Here is a 19753-nt window from a genome sequence, read left to right as displayed (position 1 = left end):
AGGAAACTAGGGAAATTAATATGATTGTCGATAGAACTAGCGATAGAAGTAGCGATGTACCTACAAACTACCGAGGCAATGTTTTAATTGTTGACGATCTGCCTGATAACCTGCGTCTTCTCAGGGATACTTTGAGGGCCGAGGGTTATAAAGTTCGCAGTGCAATAACAGGGGCACTGGCGCTCAGAGCCGCCCAATCGCCATCGACGGAGTTAATTTTACTCGACATTAAATTGCCTGATATGGATGGTTATGAAGTTTGCAGACAATTAAAATCTGATGAGCGCACTGCAGACATTCCAATAATTTTTTTAAGTGCGCTAAATGAAACTTTCAATAAGGTGCAAGGGCTGGCTGCTGGAGGGGTAGATTATATTGCTAAGCCATTTCAAGTCGAAGAAGTATTAGCTCGTGTCGAAACCCACCTAACTATCGGAAGGTTGCAACAAAAACTCCAAAAGCAGAATTTACGTCTCTTGATAGAAATTGAAGAACGGCAACGTCTCGAAGAGTCTCTCTTTGCCGAAAAGGAATTGGCTCAAGTGACACTGGAATCAATTGGCGATGCGGTCATTACTACTGATGCCGAAGGTAATGTGAGATATTTCAATCCTATAGCTGAGCGACTGACAGGCTGGAAGGCTCATGAGGTTCAAGGAGTTCCCTTTTCTACAGTCTTCCTAATTGTTGATTCCGTAACGGGAGAGCCAGTAGAGAATCCTATAAACAAGGCTCTATTAGAGCAGCGAATTGTGAGCTTACCTCACAATACTATTCTGATTGCCCATGATGGAACCGAGTATCCCATTGCTGACTCGGCAGCACCGATTCGAGACCGTAAAGGTCAAATTATCGGGGCAGTTATGGTCTTTCATGACGTTACTGAATCGCGCTATCTCAGCCGTCAACTCTCTTGGGAAGCCAGTCACGATGCCCTGACGGGGTTAATCAACCGTCGAAGATTTGAGCAACATTTAGTTGAGGCGATCGCTTCTGTTGAAGATAGCAATCAGCAGCACGCTCTCTGTTATTTAGATTTAGATCAGTTCAAAGTCATTAACGATACCGCAGGTCATATTGCTGGGGATGAGCTACTGCGACAAATCACTACACTTTTACAAAAGGGACTCCCCGGTAATGACACACTGGCTCGCTTGGGAGGTGATGAATTTGGTCTTTTGCTCACTCAATGTCCACTATCTCAAGCAACTCAGATTGCGGAAAACCTCAAAGACCTAGTGCATCAATTTCGGTTTATTTGGAATGGCAACACCTTTATCATCGGAGTCAGCATTGGAGTTGTGGCCATTGACCACACCACCCAAAATTTGATGGAGCTTCTGGGAGCGGCTGATGCAGCTTGTTATGCCGCCAAAGCCAGAGGGCGAAACTGTGTTCATATTTATCGTCTAGATGATGGCGAACTAATTAAACAACGTGGTGAGAGGCAGTTGATTGCCAAAATCACCCGAGCGCTGGAAACCAATAGTTTTTGTCTCTATTACCAAAAGATTGTCTCTATTACCTCTAAACCATTAGTAGAGCATTATGAGATTTTGCTCAGAATGCTGGACGAAGATGGAAAAATAGTATCTCCAAATGAGTTTATTCCCGCGGCCGAGCGTTACGGCTTGATAACTGAGATCGATTGCTGGGTAATCGAAACTTTTTTCTCTAATTATCACAAATTGCCGGATAAAGATGTTCTTAGTCAAGGCTTGTATACGATCAATCTTTCTGGGGCTAGCATTAGTAACAATCAGTTTCTCAGGCTTTTAATCGAACAATTTTCTCGCTACCAAGTCCCCCCACAAGCCATTGGTTTTGAAATCACAGAAACCGCAGCGATCGCAAACTTTGAGCAAGCCAGGTATTTCATGAGCGAACTCAAAAAGATTGGGTGTTGCTTTGCTTTAGATGATTTTGGCAGTGGGTTGAGTTCCTTTGCTTATCTGCTCAATTTACCCGTGGATTATCTAAAAATTGATGGTGCTTTTGTCAAGAATATTAGTCATAATTTGATTTCTCAAGCCCTGGTTGAAGGCTTTAATCGTATTGCCCATGCGATGAATCTTGAAACTATAGCTGAGTTTGTCGAAGACGAGACTATCTTAGAAAAATTGCGGGAGATTGGAGTAGATTATGCTCAGGGTTATGGGATCGCCCGCCCCGTCCCTATTAATTTTAATCGCTAGCCATCGCACTGGGCCAGCGAACCCATTGCCTCACGCCTGCCCATTGTCTGGAGGCCTCCAAGAGTCGATCGCCCGCTGCTACAAGGCTCGCTCAATTTACTGTGTCACATTTAGATCGAATGTGCTGTAATTGTAAAGGATTGAGTGTTGTATTGGAAATAAACCGGAAAATTGGCCATGAAAGCAGTTGCGTTCGATCGCTACGGTTCAGCCGAGGAATTGCAATACCGAGAGTTGGAAAAGCCGATCGCCAAATCCAACGAATTGTTAGTGCGAGTTCGCGCTAGCAGCGTCAATCCCGTAGACTGGAAAATCCGGCAAGGACACCTGCAACTATTAACAGGATTTAACTTTCCTCGAATAGTCGGTTCTGATATATCGGGAGTTGTCGTGGAAGTCGGCCGGGAAGTCACCCAATTTCAACCCGGAGATGAAGTTTATACCTTCTTAAATCCCATCAGTGGGGGTGCTTGCGCCGAATATGCGGTCGTGGCAGAATCGGATGTGGCAATTAAACCGAAAAACATCACTCATGCAGAAGCAGCAGCAGTACCGATCGCAGGTTTAACTGCTTTGCAAGCGCTCAGGGATTTGGGTCAAATTCAAGCAGGAAATAAAGTATTGATTAACGGCGCTTCCGGCGGAGTCGGCACTTTTTCCGTGCAATTTGCGAAAGCAATGAATGCGGAAGTGACGGGAGTTTGCAGTGCTAAAAATAGAGAATTGGTCAAGAGTTTGGGAGCCGATTTTGTCCTGGATTACGCAGAAATTGACTTTACTCAACAAGCCGATAAATATGATATAATTTTAGATGCTGTCGGGACAAGAACATTTGCTGAATGCGAAAAAGTGCTGCAACCAGAGGGAGTTTATATCTCGACTTTGCCAAGTTTCGAGAACCTCGCACCGATGTTAACGAGCTGGTTTTTATCGGGTAAAAAAGCTAAATTCATTCTAGCCAATGCCAATCCCAGCGATTTAGAGGCTTTGCGGGAGTTAATAGAATCCGATAAAGTTGAGCCGATTGTCGATCGCACTTACAGCTTAGCAGAAGTAGCAGCAGCCCACGCTTACAGCGAAACCGGCCGCGCGATCGGCAAAATTGCGATCGTGATTGAATAATGAAGGCACGACACGGGTTTTGACACCGCTACACGGATTAATTATCGATCGTTCCTTCTGCTGCTGAAGTCAGAATAAAGAATGAAGAAGGAAGTCGGAGCAAATATGAAATAACTATTCTCAATTTCCAATTCCAATTAATTACCAATTTCCAATTACCCATTACCAATTACCCATTCCCTATGACTGCTCCCTCAAACTTGGAGACATCCGAACAAGGTTCCGACAACAACCTCGAAGCAATTAGCCCGGAAAACAGCATTGCACCAATCGCAGGCGGTGCGATGGGTTCCCGCAACTTAGAAAACGAATTTCTCGACGAACTTCCCGACGAAGTTGAGATGTCTTTATTCGAGCATTTAGAAGAATTGCGTATGCGACTTTTCTACTCGCTAATTGCAGTAGTAATCGCTGTAATCGGTTGTTTTTTCACAGTTAAACCCATCGTGCAACTGTTAGAAGTACCGGCCGGGCCCGTCAAGTTTCTGCAACTAGCTCCCGGCGAGTATTTCTTTGTTTCTATCGAAGTAGCTGGATACAGCGGTTTGCTGATCGCCACTCCGTTTATTTTTTACCAGATAGCGCTGTTTGTTCTCCCCGGTTTGACTCGGAAAGAACGCAGGTTGCTGGGGCCGGTGTTTTTCGGTTCGAGTTTCCTATTTTTGGGCGGGTTAGTATTTGCTTACATCGCTCTGATTCCGGCGGCGCTCAACTTCTTTGTCACCTATGGAGCGGATGTTGTAGAGCAGTTGTGGTCGATCGACAAATACTTTAAATTTGTGCTGCTGTTAATGTTCAGCACCGGCTTAGCTTTTCAAATCCCGATTCTCCAAGTATTGCTCGGAGTTTTGGGCATAGTTTCTTCCAACCAAATGCTCTCCGGCTGGCGGTATGTAGTCTTGGGAGCCGCAGTTTTGGGAGCGGTTTTAACGCCTTCTACTGACCCTTTAACGCAAAGTCTTTTAGGAGGTGCGGTGCTGAGCTTGTATTTTGGGGGGGTTGGTTTGGTAAAGCTTTTAGGACGCTAAAAACTCCACAGAAAGATCGATCGACTCGCAGCCCAAAAAATATAGAGACGCGATCGCCCGCGCCTCTATAATTACTAAAAGTTAAAATTCAACACCAAAGTTTTGTCAAAACTTTGACTACATTCGGAACTGTTCGACTTCAGGAGTGTAGCCGATCGGCAAAACGTAATCCAGATTCTCGTGGGGACGAGCAATTATGTGATACGATAGCAACTTTCCGCCATCGACCTTTTTAACTGATTCAATTCCAGCAGCAACGGCTGCTTGCACTTCAGAAACATCTCCTCGCACTATAATTGTCCAGTAGGCGCGGGTTATTTTCTCATAGCGAACTAAAGTAACACGGGCTGCTTTCACCATTGAGTCCGCAACTTCTACTGCAGCGGGAAATCCTAAGACTTCAACCATTCCCAGTGCAACACCCATTACAACATTCTCCTAAATTTCACAAGATATCTGACACTCATTGTATGTGAAATTGTTGACAGAAATTGCTTCGGATGATTTTGGTAAGCTAGAAGTCCGATCGCCCAAAATTAAAAAAGCCCCTAAAAAGCCCCAGAAACTGTTGCGGCATTTACATCACACAGCAGGAAGCGCGCCGCAAAGCCCGCCACACAGTCTGGCTTCGCACAGCAGAGTCCAGCGGAACCCTCCCACTCCGGAATCCTTCGGATGTAGCGATCTGGTTTAGCACAGCGGAGCCAAGCGGGACACTCGCACTCCGGTATCATTCGGATGTAACTGGATTTGATATGACTCAGGACTAATAACAGAGGACTGATGGGTGATTCAAAACTCGTCTAGCAACCACTCCGAGGCTCTTTCACCCAAATCTAGAGGAACGCTGACAGCTTTACCCAAGCGGGGGCGATCGCGAGTAGTTACGATATATTCTCTCACCTGTTCTGTGCTCCCCCAGCCGTTGAGGTAATTGGCCACCGCATCCAAATGCTCGAAATAATCAGCCTCCGTCATCGGAAAAGATGCCTGTTCTAAATATTTCCACATAACTTGCACAAAAATCTTGCCCCGTGTTCGCCGCAATCTGATATCGTAAGACTTTCCCCATTTTTCTAGCAGTAGCTGGTGTAAATCCTTGCCCGTCATGGTTGCTCCTGAGTTAATCCATTAAACAATAAAAGACAAAGTTCAAAAAATGTAATAATACTCTAATAAAGGCTGGAAGGCGCATTCTTAAAAGGAATTTTCGCGGCCTAAAATTTGTGCGAGCAGATTAACGGCAATTATCCTCCTTCCTCTGCACGTACAGGTTCGCTAACAGCTAACAAACAAACAAACGTAACTTAAAACCGTAAAGGCAGGTCATGGCTCAATCTTCTGCTGGAAATCCCGATGTCCCCGATATGGGGCGTCGCCAATTTATGAATTTGCTGACGTTCGGTACAGTCACAGGTGTGGCACTGGGCGCACTCTATCCCGTTGTCCAATATTTTGTTCCTCCGGCGAGTGGGGCAGTTGGTGGCGGAGTGACAGCTAAAGATGCTTTGGGTAACGACATCATCGTTAGTCAATATTTGGCTTCGCACCCTGCGGGCGATCGCAGCTTAGCCCAAGGTCTCAAAGGCGACCCCACCTATGTTGTGGTGAAAGAAGACCAATCTATCGCCGACTACGGCATCAATGCAGTCTGCACTCACTTGGGTTGCGTCGTGCCTTGGAATGTTAGCGAAAACAAGTTTATCTGTCCTTGCCACGGTTCTCAATACAACAATGAGGGCAAAGTGGTGCGCGGCCCCGCGCCTTTGTCTCTGGCCTTGGCCCACGCCACTGTCGCAGATGACAAGATCGCTTTTACAACTTGGACAGAAACAGATTTCCGCACCGGCGAAGCACCTTGGTGGTCTTAAACTATTTTGGATTTTAGATTTGAGATTTTAGATAGGGGGTGAATGGTGAAAACCACAGATAACTGCATCCCTAAAGCACTCTCATAATCCAAAATCCAAAATCCAAAATCCAAAATCCAAAATCCAAAATCCAAAATTGTCTGACCTTTGAGATTGAATACTCTAATGCCACAAACTAATTTATCTGCGATATTTCGCCGCAGTGCCAGGACGATCGCGAAAACAGCCTTAATTGCGATCGCAGCCGCAGCATTTTTCCTCACCAGCGACATCGCACTTCCCCAAGCAGCATTTGCTTACCCTTTCTGGGCTCAGCAAACTGCACCCGCTACTCCCCGCGAAGCAACAGGCCGCATTGTTTGCGCTAACTGTCACCTCGGTGCAAAACCGACTCAAGTTGAAGTACCGCAATCTGTTTTGCCAGATACGGTGTTTGAAGCTATTGTCAAGATTCCCTACGATACTAGCGTGCAGCAAGTTGGGGGCGACGGCAGCAAAAGCGGCTTGAATGTAGGCGCTGTAGTGATGTTGCCCGAAGGTTTCAAGATTGCTCCCGCTGACAGAATTCCCGAAGAAATGAAGGAAAAAGTCGGCGATCTTTACTTCCAACCTTACAGCGAAACCCAAGAAAATATTGTTTTAGTGGGCCCAGTACCGGGAGAACAGTACAAAGAATTGGTATTCCCTGTTTTGTCGCCGAATCCGGAAACTGACAAGTCCGTTCACTACGGCAAATACCAAATTTATGTTGGTGGCAACCGCGGTCGCGGTCAGGTTTATCCTACTGGCGAAAAGAGCAATAATACTGTTTACAATGCTTCGGTAGCTGGCAGCATTTCTAAGATTGCTCAACCTGAAGATGGCGGTTATCAAGTGACAATTCAACCTGCCGAAGGTGCAGCCGTTGTTGATACGATTCCTGCTGGTCCAGAACTGATTGTTTCCGAAGGACAAACAGTTGCAGCAGGCGAACTTTTGACGAACAATCCTAATGTGGGCGGTTTCGGTCAAAAAGACGTGGAGATTGTGCTGCAAAGTGCCGATCGAGTTAAAGGATTGATGGCTTTCGTGGCTTTGACCATGCTGGCTCAAATTATGCTGGTTCTCAAGAAGAAACAGGTCGAAAAAGTTCAAGCTGCTGAAATGAATTTCTAAGTGCGGCTGTAATTAGTTGGGTAAGGCGATCGGTGCACACCCAACTATTAGGTAAGTAGGGCGGGTATTCCCCGCCTTATTCTTTGATAAATAACCAGTAAAATAATGTTAATTGATGAGAAGATAGTTGAAGTAGGCCCGCTGAAATGGTTTTATCGGGAAACAAATCCGGTTAACGAAACTGCTAAACCGCCCGTACTGCTGCTGCACGGTTTGCCGTCCCAGAGTTTTACCTGGACTGTAATTATGCCGGATTTGGCTGCACAGGGATTTAGATCGATCGCCCCTGATTGGGTGGGCTACGGGCGATCGGCAAAACCAGACAAGCGCGACTTTGCCTACACTCCCGATGCTTTTGTTGACGCCCTCGCTGGCTTTATTCAAGCTATAGAATTAGAGCGCTTTTCCCTCGTTGTCCAAGGATTTTTAGCTTCAGCCGGGATTCAATACGCTTTACGCAATCCCGATAAAATTGATCGTCTAGCCATCATAAATACACCAGTTTCAGCAGATATCAAATTGCCTTGGAAAATGCAGCAGTTGGGACTGCCTTTTATTGGCGACATGATGACGCAAGACCCGCTTTTGGTTGACAGAACTCTCGAAGGTGGCAGCCGCCAGACAATATCAGACAAGGATTTAGATGTTTACCGCGGCCCGTTTTTGAAGAGTTCGGATGCAGGTCGATCGCTGATGAATACTGTCCGCAATATTCAATTGCCGCAGTCAATGGCCGAAATTGAATCCGGCTTGAAAGGATGGACTCGACCAACTTTATTTGTCTGGGGTTTGACAGATCCTTGGCTGAGTGTTGAACCAGTTCAAAAGTTAGTCGGTTCCCTGCAAAATGCAGAGTTAGTCACACTGGAACAAGCGGGGCATTATCCTCAAGAACATTGGTCAGAAAAAGTTGGCAATTCTGTGATCACTTTTCTGCGCCGCCAGGAGGTAAAATAATATTTTGTACATAACTCTCGGTGCTAGGTCAGTGAACCAGCTCCTCGCCGAGCTGCATTCCCAGGCAGTGCCAGAGAACGAGAAATCTAAAATCTAAAATCTAAAATCGATATGACTCGTCCCCGTTCAATTTTTGCCTTGATGATGGCGTTTTTGATGGCATTTCTGGTTAGTTGCAGCAGTGTCGAAGCAAAAGTTCCAACGACTTACACAGCAGCCCAGACCCAGCAAATTCAGCGCTATGTTCCTACCCTGACAGAGTTCCGATCGCGCATGGATAAACTGGGAACCTTAATTCAAAAACAAAATTGGGTTGATACCAGAACTTACATTCACGGGCCTCTAGGCGACTTGCGGAACACCATGAAAACCGTCTCTGCGAGTTTGTTGCCTAGTTCTCAACAACAAGCTGTTGATTTAACTAAGAGTTTGTTTACCGAGTTGGTTAACATCGATCTTGCTGCTAAAGAGCTTGACTATGCAAAAGTCACGGCCAGCTATCAAAAAGCTGTCAATGATTTCGATACCTTTTTGCAGCTAATTCCTAAAGCTTAATAGCTTTAGGGCTTGGCAGAGGGTACACACGGCTCACCGAGAAGATAATCGGCTCCGTGTGCACCCTACGAAAAACTACGAGAAACTTCTATAAAATCTAAAATTTAAAATCTAAAATCTAAAATCTAAAATCTAAAATTGAATGATTCGCGTTGCAATTATTGGTTGCGGTATTATTGGCGCTTCGATCGCCTTTGAACTAAGTCAATTTCCCGAACTGAAAGTTACTGTGTTCGACAAACAGCCGCCGGCACAAGGTTCTACTGGCGCGGCACTCGGTGTTTTGATGGGAGTTATCAGCCACAAAACTAAGGGTAGAAATTGGCAGTTGAGGGAAACCAGCCTTCAGCGCTACGAAACTTTGATTCCAGAATTGGAAGCAGTTACGGGGCGAAAAATTCCTTTTAACAAACAAGGAATTTTAATGCTTTGTTCGGAGGGAGAGGATTTAATTAAGTGGGAAAATTTGATAGCAACTCGCCGGTCTCAAGGTTGGCAATTGGAACTTTGGGATGTAGAACGAGGGCGCGATCGCTGCCCTCATATCTATTTAAGCGATCGCATTATTGCTGCGATTTATTCGCCTCAAGACCGGCAAGTCGATCCGACGGCGCTAACTTTGGCTTTGATTGATGCTGCGGAACGAAATGGGGTGATTTTTAAGTTTGGGGTGCCCGTTGAAGCAGCGGAGATTGCTGCTAGTTTGGAGTTTGATCGACTAATTGTTTGCGCTGGTTTGGGTTCTGCTGCTGTGACTGCATCGTTAAATCAGTTGGTTGACATTCGCCCGGTGTTGGGACAAGCGCTGCATTTGCGATCGGCCAATCCTTTAGGAAACCCTGATTTTAGCCCAGTAATTACGTGCGATGACGTTCACATTGTGCCTCTGGGAAATCAGGAATTTTGGGTGGGGGCGACAGTGGAGTTTTCCGAAAATGGCGGGGAAATTCAGGCGAATGCTGATATGTTGGCGCAAGTGATGGCGAGGGCGAGTTTGCTTTGTCCGGCCTTAGCAGAAGCTGAAATCATCAGGAAATGGTCGGGATTGCGCCCGCGGCCGGAAGGGCGACCGGCCCCAATTATCGACACGCTTCCCGGTAACGATCGCGTTCTCATCGCCAGCGGCCACTATCGCAACGGTGTTCTGCTTGCCCCTGCAACAGCGCGATCGATTCGAGAAATGATTTTGCAATAATTAACAAATGTTAATACAATCAAGATAGCCATTCATATCTTACATCTAAATATGTCCGACAAACCTTTAGGTAAACCGCGCTCTTTGTGGCGAGTAATTTTGCTGTCTGGAGTCAGCTTGCTGCTATATTACGGATGGTACAAATGGATTATTCAAGAAGAATTGCGTCGCTATAACGGCAGCGGTTGGTCGGGAACTCTTTGCTTGCTTCCCTTTGTTTTAGGAGTAGCCGTCCCTCAAGCTTTGCGGATATTCGATCCTGACGTTCCCGGATGGTTTGGTTGGTTTTCCTTGCTCGGTATTGCTTGGATTTACATCGTGCAGTTCAAACTTTACAACACAGTGAACGAATTGTACCGCCAAGAAGGAATCAAAGAACCGCTAACAGTTTGGTGGATTTTTGTACCAGGTTTAAATTTAGTTGTCGGCTTGCGACAAATCCACTTTTTGAGCCAGTTTTGGGCGAGAAAACAGGGAATTGAAGTTAAGGATAACTTAGCCGAAAGCATTCCTTTCCTCTCAGCTAACGCCTAAATAAATTAAGCTCCAATCGCTTGGCGCTGCGAGTAAATTTCTTCTATAAGCAGGTCACGCAGTTCATCAGCAATGTCCGTGGGAGGGTTGCCTGCGAGGGCGCGTCCAATCAGCCGTTCTGCTTCCCGGAGTTGGGTACACTCAATGGCAAGTACGGCGGCGCTCCGATGCAGTATAGAACGAGTAGGCTCAAAATCCCATTCGTTTGCTACTAAATCCGCTGCCGCCCGTTCTTTCGCAAAGGCGGCTCTGGTGAGTGCAGTCACTTGGTCGATATCACCGCACTGACGGGCGAGAACGGCTCGATCGACCAGTTCCATTGCTTCGTGGTGAAGGGCTTCTACGGTCTGCATTTTTTGACGATCCGTGCTTTGGGAGTACCGAACTCAATTACAGATACATAGCCAGGAGCTACGTCATCTGAAGGGCGGATTTGTTCTAATTTGATGTTAACTCTGGCTTGAATAATGCTGTCAGAACCTTTACGAATCCCGGAGACTTCTAAGCGGGCTTTGCGCTGAAATAGCGTGCCTGGATCTTCGAGCGAACCAAGCCAAAAGTCAAAACCTAAGCTTTTACCTTTGACTGAGCGTTCGATGATGGTGAGTCCAGTGAGGTGAGGCATGATGAGCGCCGCGATACCGTAGGCTCCATATTCAGTGGCAACTTCCCGATCGGCGTTGAACCGACGGATAGTATCATCGATCGCATCCCATTGAATTTGGATTTCACAGGGTTGAATCCCCTCGATTGTCAGCGTCACAGGGATAGAGTGTCCTCCATCGTCGAGGCAAACGGCGGCTGCATCTGCACAGATGGCTCCGAAGGTGAGTGACCAGCCTGGACGTTCGGGCTTGTTCTCGCGCAGGTCATTCAGGAAGAGAATTTTAATCGGGTTAAGGTTGGTCATCTGAGGAGATGGCTCCGGGCGATCGCATCTCCAGAATCTTACAGCATATAGTCTTCAGCCATGTTGTTCTTTTAGCGAGTTCACCCGAATTTATGGTTGAAAACCAAACTATTGGTAAACCCGCCCTTACCGATGACTCTTCACCAGAACCGATTCGGCAAATCCCCCAAAATGAGTTTGAGTTCCGGTTCGTTGACCCGCTTAATTGCTTTAGGAATACTTACCCACTGCCGCTTTCTCTTGCTAGCTTCGGGCCAAATTTCCAGAACTGCTTGCACTTGCATTAAAAATACCCCTACCTGACAAATATAGCCGGACTTTTGATACTCGTATGTTCCCAGCAAATCAGGGAACACTTTACCCAACAAACCTGCTTCTTCCCAAGCTTCCTTGGCGGCGGAATCTTGGGGAGTCATGTCAGGTTCAATTAATCCTTTAGGAATCACCCAGCGCTTGCTAGCCGAAGAAGTAATTAGCATTACTTCAATTTTTCCATCTTGAATACGATAGGGAATTACCCCCGATTGCTCAATCAATACAGCGCTTCTTATACTCATGAGTTCTGCAATATTTATGGGTAAAAACGCTACTGCAACTTCATCAAAAGTTGACAACTAAAAAATAAACATTGCATCCTGATTTGCGCTAATTCCCCGGTTGAGAGACAACAAAGTGGAGAATAGAGATATTGGGCTTTTCCCCTATGTGGAAAATAGGAAATTCCAATGCACTCCCACTGAACAATAATATTATTATAATAACCTGGCGCAATCCTCTACCGACAAGCAGATAAAAGCCGAGCGCCAATATCGGCCTTTATCTGCGCCGGTATGGGGTTTTACACCTAATCTTTCTTCGCCTTAGCCTCCAAATTTTCCATCCGACTCCTCAAATCTTGATTCTCCTTTTTCACCTGGTCTAATTCCTCCCGCAACTGCTTTACCGCTGCATCAGAACCAGCATTTTTCTGCACTCTTTGCACAGCTTCATCAGCCATGCGGCGAACGCGGCCATCGGGAGTTTGGTCAGCTAAAGAACGCAAAATGCGAATTGCTTTGCGAGTTTGCATTTGTCCTAATCCCGCTACTACAGAGACTTGAGTCAAGAAAAACGTCTCTTTAGATAATTCTGCCAATCGCTGCAAAATCCGTTCTAAATTGACCTTAGTTTGACCAGCCGAAATTGTGCCCAAAGATCGAATTGCAGCCAAGCGCAAAGCTTGCGGAGTACCCGCCGCAGTGTATTTCAAAATTAGATTCAGCGCATCTTCAGAAGTTTTCATGTGCGCCAAACCTGCGATCGCACCCGATCGCACTACCTCATTCCAGCCCTGACGCTCTTTCAGCACCAATTTTAACTCTTTCAGTACCTGTTCGTCGGTCGGTTTTTCGTCGGGGTTAGCCCCTGCAATGGAGCCCATAGCACTCGCTGCTGCTGCTTCTACGTAATAGCTGTCGTCGCCTTTTTCCACGATCGACCTCAGCCCTTTATAAGTTTCGTGAGTTGGGATTTTACCCAGCGCATTCACCACAGCGCGACGAACACGAGCATCTTTATCTTTTAAACCACTTACTAAACCTTCAAAAACTTGGTCGAGTTTAATTTCAGCTAACTGGCCCGCCACTTCGGCCCGTACTGCCCAAAACGGCTCTTTCTTGAGAACTTCTGACAGCGTTTTCACCGCTTCCAGCCCTCCCTTTTTCGCCAAAGCGTGGGCAGCGTAAATCCGGGAAACAGGGTCTGGATCGAATTGCAACTGAGCTTTGAGCTCCGCCACTCCATACTCTAAAACAACTGTTTTTAAGTAACTATTGCCGACATCAAAACTGATAAACGCCGGCTTCTCTTCTAGGGGAAAATAGAAGCTTTGCTCGCGTTCGTATATTCTGACGGTGAAAGTTTTTAGGTTAGCAGTAGAACGAGCATAACTGTTATCTTCTGCATCTTTTTCCGGCTTGTAACCGAAGCCTATGGGAATTTTTAGGTCAAAGACCTCTTTGCTGTTGCCGTTGTCATTTTTGCTATCTTTTACCTGAGTTTGGGTGACAGTAACTTTTGCTAATTTGCTGTCGCCATCCCAGGAATAAGCAACTTTATAATCGGGATGACCGCCGCGATAAACGTACTGGTCAAACAAAAACATGAGATTGCGACCGGTAGCCTTTTCTATCGCCCTGAGCAAATCGATGGTTTCTACAGTTTTGTGAGCGTTATCCCGCACAAAAGTGTGAATTGCTTTGTAAAATAATTCGTCGCCCAACTCGGCGCGAATCATGTGATAGACGCAAGCGCCTTTTTCGTACAAATGGCGATCGTACAATTCAATGGCTTCGCGGTAAACGTGAGTAACGATCGGGCGGCGGTAGCGGGAACTGTCTTCAGCTAAATAATTGCGGGCTTCATTTAACATATAGTAAGCCGCGTCTTCTTTGCCGTATTCTTTGTCAGTCCACAGCACCTCGGAATAAGAAGCCATGCCTTCTTTTATCCAAGCATGAGACCAATGTTTAATTACTACTAAATCACCGAACCACTGGTGAGCTAATTCGTGGGCGACTAAGCTTTCAGTACCTCGATTGTCGAGGGTGGCACGTTCGTCTAACAAGCACCTATCTGTTAGCAAAGTTGTCGAAGTATTTTCCATACCGCCGAAGATGAAATCATCGACGCAGACTTGAGCGTATTTGGGAAAAGGGTAAGGATAGCCAAATGCTTCAGAAAAGAATTCAATCATTTGAGGCGTTTTGCCCATGCTGCGCTTAGCGTCTGCTTCGCGGCTTCTTTCCACGTAATAATTAACTGGTTTGCCGTTCCATTCGTCTTTAATTTCGGCAAAATCACCGACTGCTAAGGTCATTAAATACGTCGGGTGTACCTGGCTTTGAAACCAGTGATAAATTTTATCGTCGCCTTCGTTTTTTGTACTAATTAATTCCCCGTTGGAAATAGCAAATAGTTGTCTCGGAACTTGGACTCGAATTTCTGAAGTAGCGAGTTGTCCAGGATAATCGAAACAGGGAAACCAGAAGCGGGAATCTTCGTCTTCGCCTTGAGTCCAAACTTGTGTTGGTTTGTCTGGATAGTGTTTGTCCGGGCCGACGAAATAGAGGCCGCGCTGGGGTTTTTCCACCGAGTATTCGATCGCAATTGTAATTGGTTGGTAAACTTCGGTGGGTTCGTGCAGTTGAATTTGCAGCACTTCGCCATCGCTGTCGAAATTTTGCTCAATTTCGCCGACTTTTACTGATTTAATATTCAGGTTGACCGCATCTAAGGTTAATTTGTCAATACCGCTGCGGACTGGATTGAGGCGGATACTGCAAGTGCCGCGAAAGCTTTGTTTGGGAATATTCAGCACTAAGTCGAGGAAAATATGCTCTACTTGACCGGGGCGATCGGGATTGTAATGCGGCCGAGCACCGGGCATCTCGAAGGATTTGTGACCGTTTTCAGAATCAAAGTAAGTGTGTGACATTGTGGTGGCAAAGTTGTGAGTCGATCGGCGATCGCTGGCAGCGCAGATCCGCCTGAAGTGCCAGCTTATTATAGAGTAGCGCGTCCTACTTGCTGTTGTCCCTAATCTGGTTAAAAACTGGGTCGATCGTTGACTGAAGGGAAAATATGATTTTTTCGCTACAATATCAGCAAGGCTAATGTCTGTAATCATCAGCCTGCAATTGAAATTGAGAGGGAAATCTGTATGACAGCTACACTATCAGTTCCCAGTTCGATCGAATCTTGGCTTGGCGACGAAGCCGAAGACTTGCTCACCCATCAAGCGAAAGTTTCTAAAGATTTGTTGCACCTGCCGGGGCCGGATTGGGTCGATCGCATTTTTGCTCAAACCGATCGATCTCCCCAAGTTTTGCGATCGCTTCAGCAACTTTATTCTAGCGGACGCTTGGCAAATACCGGCTATTTATCCATCCTGCCGGTAGACCAAGGAATCGAACACTCGGCGGCCGCTTCTTTTGCACCGAATCCCATCTATTTTGACAGCGAAAACATCATCAAACTAGCAATCTCTGCTGGCTGCAATGCTGTCGCGACAACGCTGGGAGTTTTGGGAAGCGTATCTCGCAAATACGCGCATAAAATCCCTTTTATTGTCAAGCTCAATCATAACGAATTGCTGACTTATCCCAATCAATTCGACCAAATAATGTTTGCGACCGTCGAGCAAGCTTGGAATTTGGGAGCGGTTGCAGTGGGAGCAACAATTTATTTTGGTTCGCCGGAATCGACGCGACAAATCCAAGAAGTCAGTCAGGCTTTTGCCCACGCTCACGAATACGGAATGGCGACAATTCTGTGGTGCTATCTCCGCAACGATATCTTTAAACAAGACAAAGATTATCACGTTGCAGCCGATTTAACCGGGCAAGCCAATCACTTGGGAGTGACAATTCAAGCTGACATTATCAAGCAGAAATTGCCCGAATGCAACAACGGCTATGGAGCAGTTGCTAAAGCTAGCGACCACAGTTACGGCAAAACCGACAAGCGGGTTTATTCGGATTTGACAACGGATCACCCGATCGATCTAACTCGCTATCAAGTGCTCAACTGTTATGCGGGAAGGATGGGTTTAATTAACTCCGGCGGTGCTTCGGGGAAAAGCGATTTTGCAGAAGCAATTCGCACGGCGGTAATCAACAAGCGCGCTGGCGGCTGCGGCTTAATTTCCGGCCGCAAAACTTTTCAGCGTCCCTTTGAAGAAGGCGTAAAATTGTTCCACGCCATCCAAGACGTTTATTTGTCGCCAGAAATCTCGATCGCCTAAAAATTTACCGCACAGAGATTTGCCTCAATATTACAACCTAAATGTAGGTGGACACGACCCACAAATCGTCGTAAACGTAGGGTGCACACTGTGCACCTTATGTGATTTAAATTCCTTAATCTAAGTGGCAACTTAGCTGTAGTATTAATACTAGCTGAACATCTATACAGACACCGTATATAAATTTAAAAATGCCCTACAGCCTTGTTTTAAACCTGCGGCCAGTTGCACCAATTCCATCCCAGTTTTTAACGGGACGGCATCTCCACGCTTTGTTTTTGAACCTTGTGAGTGCTGTAGACACCGATTTGAGCGCGTACCTGCACGACCAATCTCAGGAAAAAGCTTTCACTTTAAGCCCTTTCCAAGTAAGGAGAAAAGAGCCTTACAAAAGCAGTACGCCGCCGCCGCAAAAGAGAGTTTTGCCTCCTGCTTCCCGCACAATTTCGCAGGCTGTACAATGGGAACACAAGCAAGCTATTCAGGAAAATACGCCGATTTGGTGGCGAATTTCTCTGCTGGATGACGGTTTGTTCGATCGCCTAACTCAACTTTGGCAGCAACTTAATTTCGAGAGCCCTTGGCATCTCGGGCCGACAAATATATACATTACTAATATTTTGAGCGAACCGCAATCAAACCAGCCTTGGGTAAACTTTTGTACTTACGCCGAATTGTTCGAGAGAGCTTCGGAAACTGAGCGCCAAATTGCTTTTACTTTTTGCACTCCTACTAATTTTCGGCAAGGTGTATACGATAGTGCTATGCCCACTCGTGAGAGTATTTTTGGCAGTTTAGCGAATCGCTGGAACAAGTACAGCAGGATTGCGATCGAACCTACTTTCACAGAAGCTATTTTTCCCAGTTTCTTCGATATCCGAACCGAAGTTTGTACGGATTCTCGCAGTAAATTTATTGGCTGTGTCGGCGATATTAGTTACCGAATTATGGGAGATATAGCTCCTGCTACTATCAAGCAAATTAATACTTTAGCAGATTTTGCGCTTTACAGCGGAGTCGGGCGAAAGACGCCGATGGGTATGGGAATGACTCGCCGATTGCAGGATTTTTAATCATTCACTTTTAGGCTGAATTTCACTGACTATTTCATAAACATCAGTGTCGGGAAGTTTCGCAAACAAAGGCGTCATCTGCTTTAATATTTCCTGATAAGCTTCGCTTTGATTGGCTGCCATCTCTTCTACGCTTTCCCAAAAAATGATGGCAATACCTTTGTCTGTATTGGGCAATTGCAGCAAATACGCTCCCTTAAAACCTGTGGCATAAGTTGCAACGGCTTTTTCAAAAAGTTCTTCGGCTTCTTTAAATTTTCCCGGTTTAAATTCGCCAATGGCCACGTAGGCAAACTGATGTCTGAGAAAGTCTAGAAATTCTGACATATCTTTTTCCTCACTCAATAGCGATACACCAAGTTATATTTTACCCGATCGCCCGAAATTTGTGAACTTCACAGGTTGGAGTTTCGCCCTCAGCTCATCGGCGGATTTATTAATTACACGTAACTGCGATCGCCACTCAAATACAAACTTTTTGAGTCAGGCGGCTGGAATCTTTATTAAATAAACTATTGAATCGCTGATTTTAGACGTTCACAATCCTCGGTACCCTGGAGCGACTTCTACCGCTAGTACCCAAGGTAAAGCTGCGGATAACTCAAGTCTTGTGTGTAACTGCGAGCCTACACAAAGCCGTAAAAAGTTGCCAGTCAAAAGCGGTTTTTTGCAATAACCCTATTGAATTCTTTAAAACTCACCTGTAACAATAATAACAGAGGAATACAAACAAAGTAAAGATCCAGCTAAAACCCATGAAAAAAATATTAGTAATTGAAGACGATGATTTAATTCGAGAAACGGTATTAGAACTTCTGCAATCGCGCGGTTTTGAAGCTGTGGGTGCTGAAAACGGAAAAGTCGGTATCCAGTTAGCAGCCGAAATTCCCGATTTAATTTTGTCTGATGTCATGATGCCAGAACTAAACGGTTTTGAAGTATTCGCAGCCGTGCGATCGCACCCTGCAACCGCCAGCATTCCGTTTATTTTTATGACTGGTTCAGAAATGGAAAAAGCGCTGGAACTTAAAGCAGACGGCTATCTCAAGAAACCTTGCAGCCTCGCAGAAATGCTCCGGGCGATCGCCACTCAACTCGAAAAACCGACAGTTGCCAACCCAAAATATCAAAAAGTACAGGACAATTCTGCGCCATCAAATCTTAGCTTGCGCGCCAGGAATCAAAAATCTCGGTTTGAGATTGCCTCGGCTTGCTGACAATGACGCTCACAGTAACGTTAGTGATACAGAAGTTGAGGGGATTTCAAATTGGTTCCAGCCAGGGGTGGCTTAGACTGGGTATGTTGAATTTGGTTAAATATTTATGAACGCACAACCCAAAGGCCGCCTAGTTTGGAATCACTCTACCCACCTTCCCGGTTTGATACCAATTTTAGAGCGCCTCACCCTAAAAATCGGCATTCAAACTGTCACTCCGGGCGTCATCAACAAAGTTAAAGGACACATCCCCCGCATGACATTAAGAGTGTCAGTACCCATCCGCGGGGGATTTAAAATCATCGCCAGACAGGGCAAAACCGTACAAGAAGTCTTTATATTAACCACTCTCAGTCAAGGGGACTTGGAAGAGACGATCGCCCAAACCCTAGCCAAGTGACAATATTTTCTTAGCAAGCAAAGCCCGAGCCCTAACTGAAGTAGTTTCATCGCTGTGGGTGATTTCCTCAAGTCTGGCCGAAACTTCCGCTAACCAATCCGGTTTAACAGTCGCAGCAGCCGCCAAAGCTTGCAAACCCCCCGCTGCTGCGTAGCGAACCACCCATTCGGGATCTCGGGACGCTTGCAGTAGCGTTTTCACAGCGCGAAGTTGAGCATCTGCTATTTGTTCTGCCGGCATTAGTTCCCAACAAATAGTCCCCAAACCCCTCGCCGCGGCCCGCCGCACGCTCAAAGCAAAGTCATTCGCTGCTGCATCGAGCAAAATCTCCAAACCCCTGGGGTCGCCAATTCCCGCCAAAGCCCGAACAGCCCAAGCTCTCGCCCCGTAATTGTAGCCGTCAAGCTGTTCTAGAAGCGGCAGCACCGCAGGTTCTCCGAGCTGAATTAGCCCATCAACGGCGGCAACAGCGGCGCCTGGGTTGTTGTAACCGAGCACTGTAATTAAGGTAGGAATTGCTTGTTTTGAGGAAGCTGCCGCCAGTGCTTTGACTGCGTTTAACAAGCCTTCGGAAGAATCTGCTTGTTCGACAGCCTGAATTAGTTCTAATGCCATTTATTTGTAAGCTTTACCGTGACTATTTTGACACTCCCTGGCCTGAAGGCACAGGGATTCTTGGATGTAAGGATTCAGGTCTAAACTTGAGGGATTAAAGATGGGGTCTGCACAGCGGAGTTAACCATTGCCTTTATAGCCTG

At 46.1% G+C, this 19753-nt stretch carries 21 protein-coding genes; 13 read left to right on the top strand and 8 right to left on the bottom strand.

Features of this window, described 5'->3' with window-relative positions; translation table 11 throughout:
• Window positions 1-20 precede the first annotated feature (20 nt).
• The 3 genes from QUA47_RS24600 to tatC all read left to right on the top strand — a co-directional run bounded on the left by QUA47_RS24600 (window position 21) and on the right by tatC (window position 4345).
• Entirely contained in the window at window positions 21-2195 is a 2175-nt protein-coding gene (locus QUA47_RS24600; protein WP_333432683.1) for an EAL domain-containing protein, read from the top strand.
• A gap of 177 nt (window positions 2196-2372) precedes the next feature.
• Window positions 2373-3317 (top strand): NAD(P)-dependent alcohol dehydrogenase, encoded by a 945-nt coding sequence (locus QUA47_RS24595; protein ID WP_333432682.1) that lies wholly within the window; start codon window positions 2373-2375, stop codon window positions 3315-3317.
• Window positions 3318-3499: 182 nt separating this feature from the next.
• Window positions 3500-4345, top strand: a complete 846-nt coding sequence (gene tatC / locus QUA47_RS24590; protein ID WP_333432681.1) for a twin-arginine translocase subunit TatC — start codon at window positions 3500-3502, stop codon at window positions 4343-4345.
• 117 nt (window positions 4346-4462) lie between these two features.
• Here the strand turns inward: tatC and QUA47_RS24585 are convergent, their stop codons facing one another.
• Both QUA47_RS24585 and QUA47_RS24580 read right to left on the bottom strand, forming a co-directional pair.
• Window positions 4463-4771 (bottom strand): carbon dioxide-concentrating mechanism protein CcmK, encoded by a 309-nt coding sequence (locus QUA47_RS24585; protein WP_006631236.1) that lies wholly within the window; start codon window positions 4769-4771, stop codon window positions 4463-4465.
• A gap of 366 nt (window positions 4772-5137) precedes the next feature.
• Window positions 5138-5455 (bottom strand): DUF3067 family protein, encoded by a 318-nt coding sequence (locus QUA47_RS24580; protein ID WP_190661639.1) that lies wholly within the window; start codon window positions 5453-5455, stop codon window positions 5138-5140.
• A gap of 218 nt (window positions 5456-5673) precedes the next feature.
• Here QUA47_RS24580 and petC point away from each other — a divergent pair, with 218 nt between their 5' ends.
• From petC to QUA47_RS24550, 6 genes are all read left to right on the top strand, one after another.
• Window positions 5674-6216: a cytochrome b6-f complex iron-sulfur subunit gene (gene petC / locus QUA47_RS24575; RefSeq protein WP_333432680.1), complete on the top strand. Its 543-nt coding sequence runs from the start codon at window positions 5674-5676 to the stop codon at window positions 6214-6216.
• A gap of 165 nt (window positions 6217-6381) precedes the next feature.
• Window positions 6382-7371 (top strand): cytochrome f, encoded by a 990-nt coding sequence (gene petA / locus QUA47_RS24570; RefSeq protein WP_333284716.1) that lies wholly within the window; start codon window positions 6382-6384, stop codon window positions 7369-7371.
• Between the two features lie 105 nt (window positions 7372-7476).
• Window positions 7477-8328 (top strand): alpha/beta fold hydrolase, encoded by an 852-nt coding sequence (locus tag QUA47_RS24565; RefSeq protein WP_333432679.1) that lies wholly within the window; start codon window positions 7477-7479, stop codon window positions 8326-8328.
• A gap of 111 nt (window positions 8329-8439) precedes the next feature.
• Window positions 8440-8883 (top strand): photosystem II protein PsbQ, encoded by a 444-nt coding sequence (gene psbQ, locus QUA47_RS24560; protein WP_333284712.1) that lies wholly within the window; start codon window positions 8440-8442, stop codon window positions 8881-8883.
• Between the two features lie 142 nt (window positions 8884-9025).
• Window positions 9026-10078, top strand: coding sequence for an FAD-dependent oxidoreductase (locus QUA47_RS24555; RefSeq protein WP_333432678.1), 1053 nt, complete (start codon window positions 9026-9028; stop codon window positions 10076-10078).
• Window positions 10079-10129: 51 nt separating this feature from the next.
• Window positions 10130-10612 (top strand): hypothetical protein, encoded by a 483-nt coding sequence (locus tag QUA47_RS24550; protein ID WP_006631243.1) that lies wholly within the window; start codon window positions 10130-10132, stop codon window positions 10610-10612.
• 5 nt (window positions 10613-10617) lie between these two features.
• Here QUA47_RS24550 and QUA47_RS24545 read toward each other — a convergent pair whose 3' ends face one another.
• The 4 genes from QUA47_RS24545 to QUA47_RS24530 form a co-directional block, all read right to left on the bottom strand.
• Complete coding sequence (locus QUA47_RS24545; protein ID WP_333106549.1) at window positions 10618-10965, bottom strand: hypothetical protein; 348 nt, start codon at window positions 10963-10965, stop codon at window positions 10618-10620.
• Window positions 10953-11522, bottom strand: a complete 570-nt coding sequence (locus tag QUA47_RS24540) for a hypothetical protein (protein WP_333432677.1) — start codon at window positions 11520-11522, stop codon at window positions 10953-10955. The genes QUA47_RS24545 and QUA47_RS24540 overlap by 13 nt, the downstream gene beginning before the upstream one ends.
• Before the next feature lie 140 nt (window positions 11523-11662).
• Window positions 11663-12079 (bottom strand): NUDIX hydrolase, encoded by a 417-nt coding sequence (locus QUA47_RS24535; RefSeq protein WP_333432676.1) that lies wholly within the window; start codon window positions 12077-12079, stop codon window positions 11663-11665.
• Window positions 12080-12366: 287 nt separating this feature from the next.
• Window positions 12367-14997 (bottom strand): M1 family metallopeptidase, encoded by a 2631-nt coding sequence (locus QUA47_RS24530; protein WP_333432687.1) that lies wholly within the window; start codon window positions 14995-14997, stop codon window positions 12367-12369.
• A gap of 225 nt (window positions 14998-15222) precedes the next feature.
• Here QUA47_RS24530 and QUA47_RS24525 point away from each other — a divergent pair, with 225 nt between their 5' ends.
• Together QUA47_RS24525 and cas6 are read left to right on the top strand one after the other, a co-directional pair.
• The gene (locus QUA47_RS24525) at window positions 15223-16305 is read left to right on the top strand and encodes a class I fructose-bisphosphate aldolase (protein ID WP_190661658.1); all 1083 of its coding nucleotides are present in this window, start codon (window positions 15223-15225) and stop codon (window positions 16303-16305) included.
• A 191-nt stretch (window positions 16306-16496) separates the two neighbouring features.
• Entirely contained in the window at window positions 16497-17378 is an 882-nt protein-coding gene (gene cas6 / locus QUA47_RS24520) for a CRISPR-associated endoribonuclease Cas6 (protein WP_333432675.1), read from the top strand.
• Here the strand turns inward: cas6 and QUA47_RS24515 are convergent, their stop codons facing one another.
• Complete coding sequence (locus tag QUA47_RS24515) at window positions 17379-17705, bottom strand: antibiotic biosynthesis monooxygenase (protein ID WP_190661662.1); 327 nt, start codon at window positions 17703-17705, stop codon at window positions 17379-17381.
• A gap of 428 nt (window positions 17706-18133) precedes the next feature.
• On the opposite strand from QUA47_RS24515, the gene QUA47_RS24510 reads away from it, so the two are divergent.
• Window positions 18134-18595: a response regulator gene (locus QUA47_RS24510; RefSeq protein ID WP_190732611.1), complete on the top strand. Its 462-nt coding sequence runs from the start codon at window positions 18134-18136 to the stop codon at window positions 18593-18595.
• A gap of 106 nt (window positions 18596-18701) precedes the next feature.
• The gene (locus QUA47_RS24505) at window positions 18702-18995 is read left to right on the top strand and encodes a DUF2103 domain-containing protein (protein ID WP_190732612.1); all 294 of its coding nucleotides are present in this window, start codon (window positions 18702-18704) and stop codon (window positions 18993-18995) included.
• Here the strand turns inward: QUA47_RS24505 and QUA47_RS24500 are convergent.
• Window positions 18984-19610, bottom strand: a complete 627-nt coding sequence (locus QUA47_RS24500; protein ID WP_333432674.1) for a HEAT repeat domain-containing protein — start codon at window positions 19608-19610, stop codon at window positions 18984-18986. The genes QUA47_RS24505 and QUA47_RS24500 overlap by 12 nt on opposite strands.
• Between the last annotated feature and the right edge of the window lie 143 nt (window positions 19611-19753).

It is taken from the genome of Microcoleus sp. MON2_D5, assembly GCF_036701905.1.
Taxonomy (GTDB): domain Bacteria; phylum Cyanobacteriota; class Cyanobacteriia; order Cyanobacteriales; family Microcoleaceae; genus Microcoleus.
Note: the sequence above shows the minus strand (reverse complement) of the source record. Positions and strands in the feature narration are given on the sequence as shown.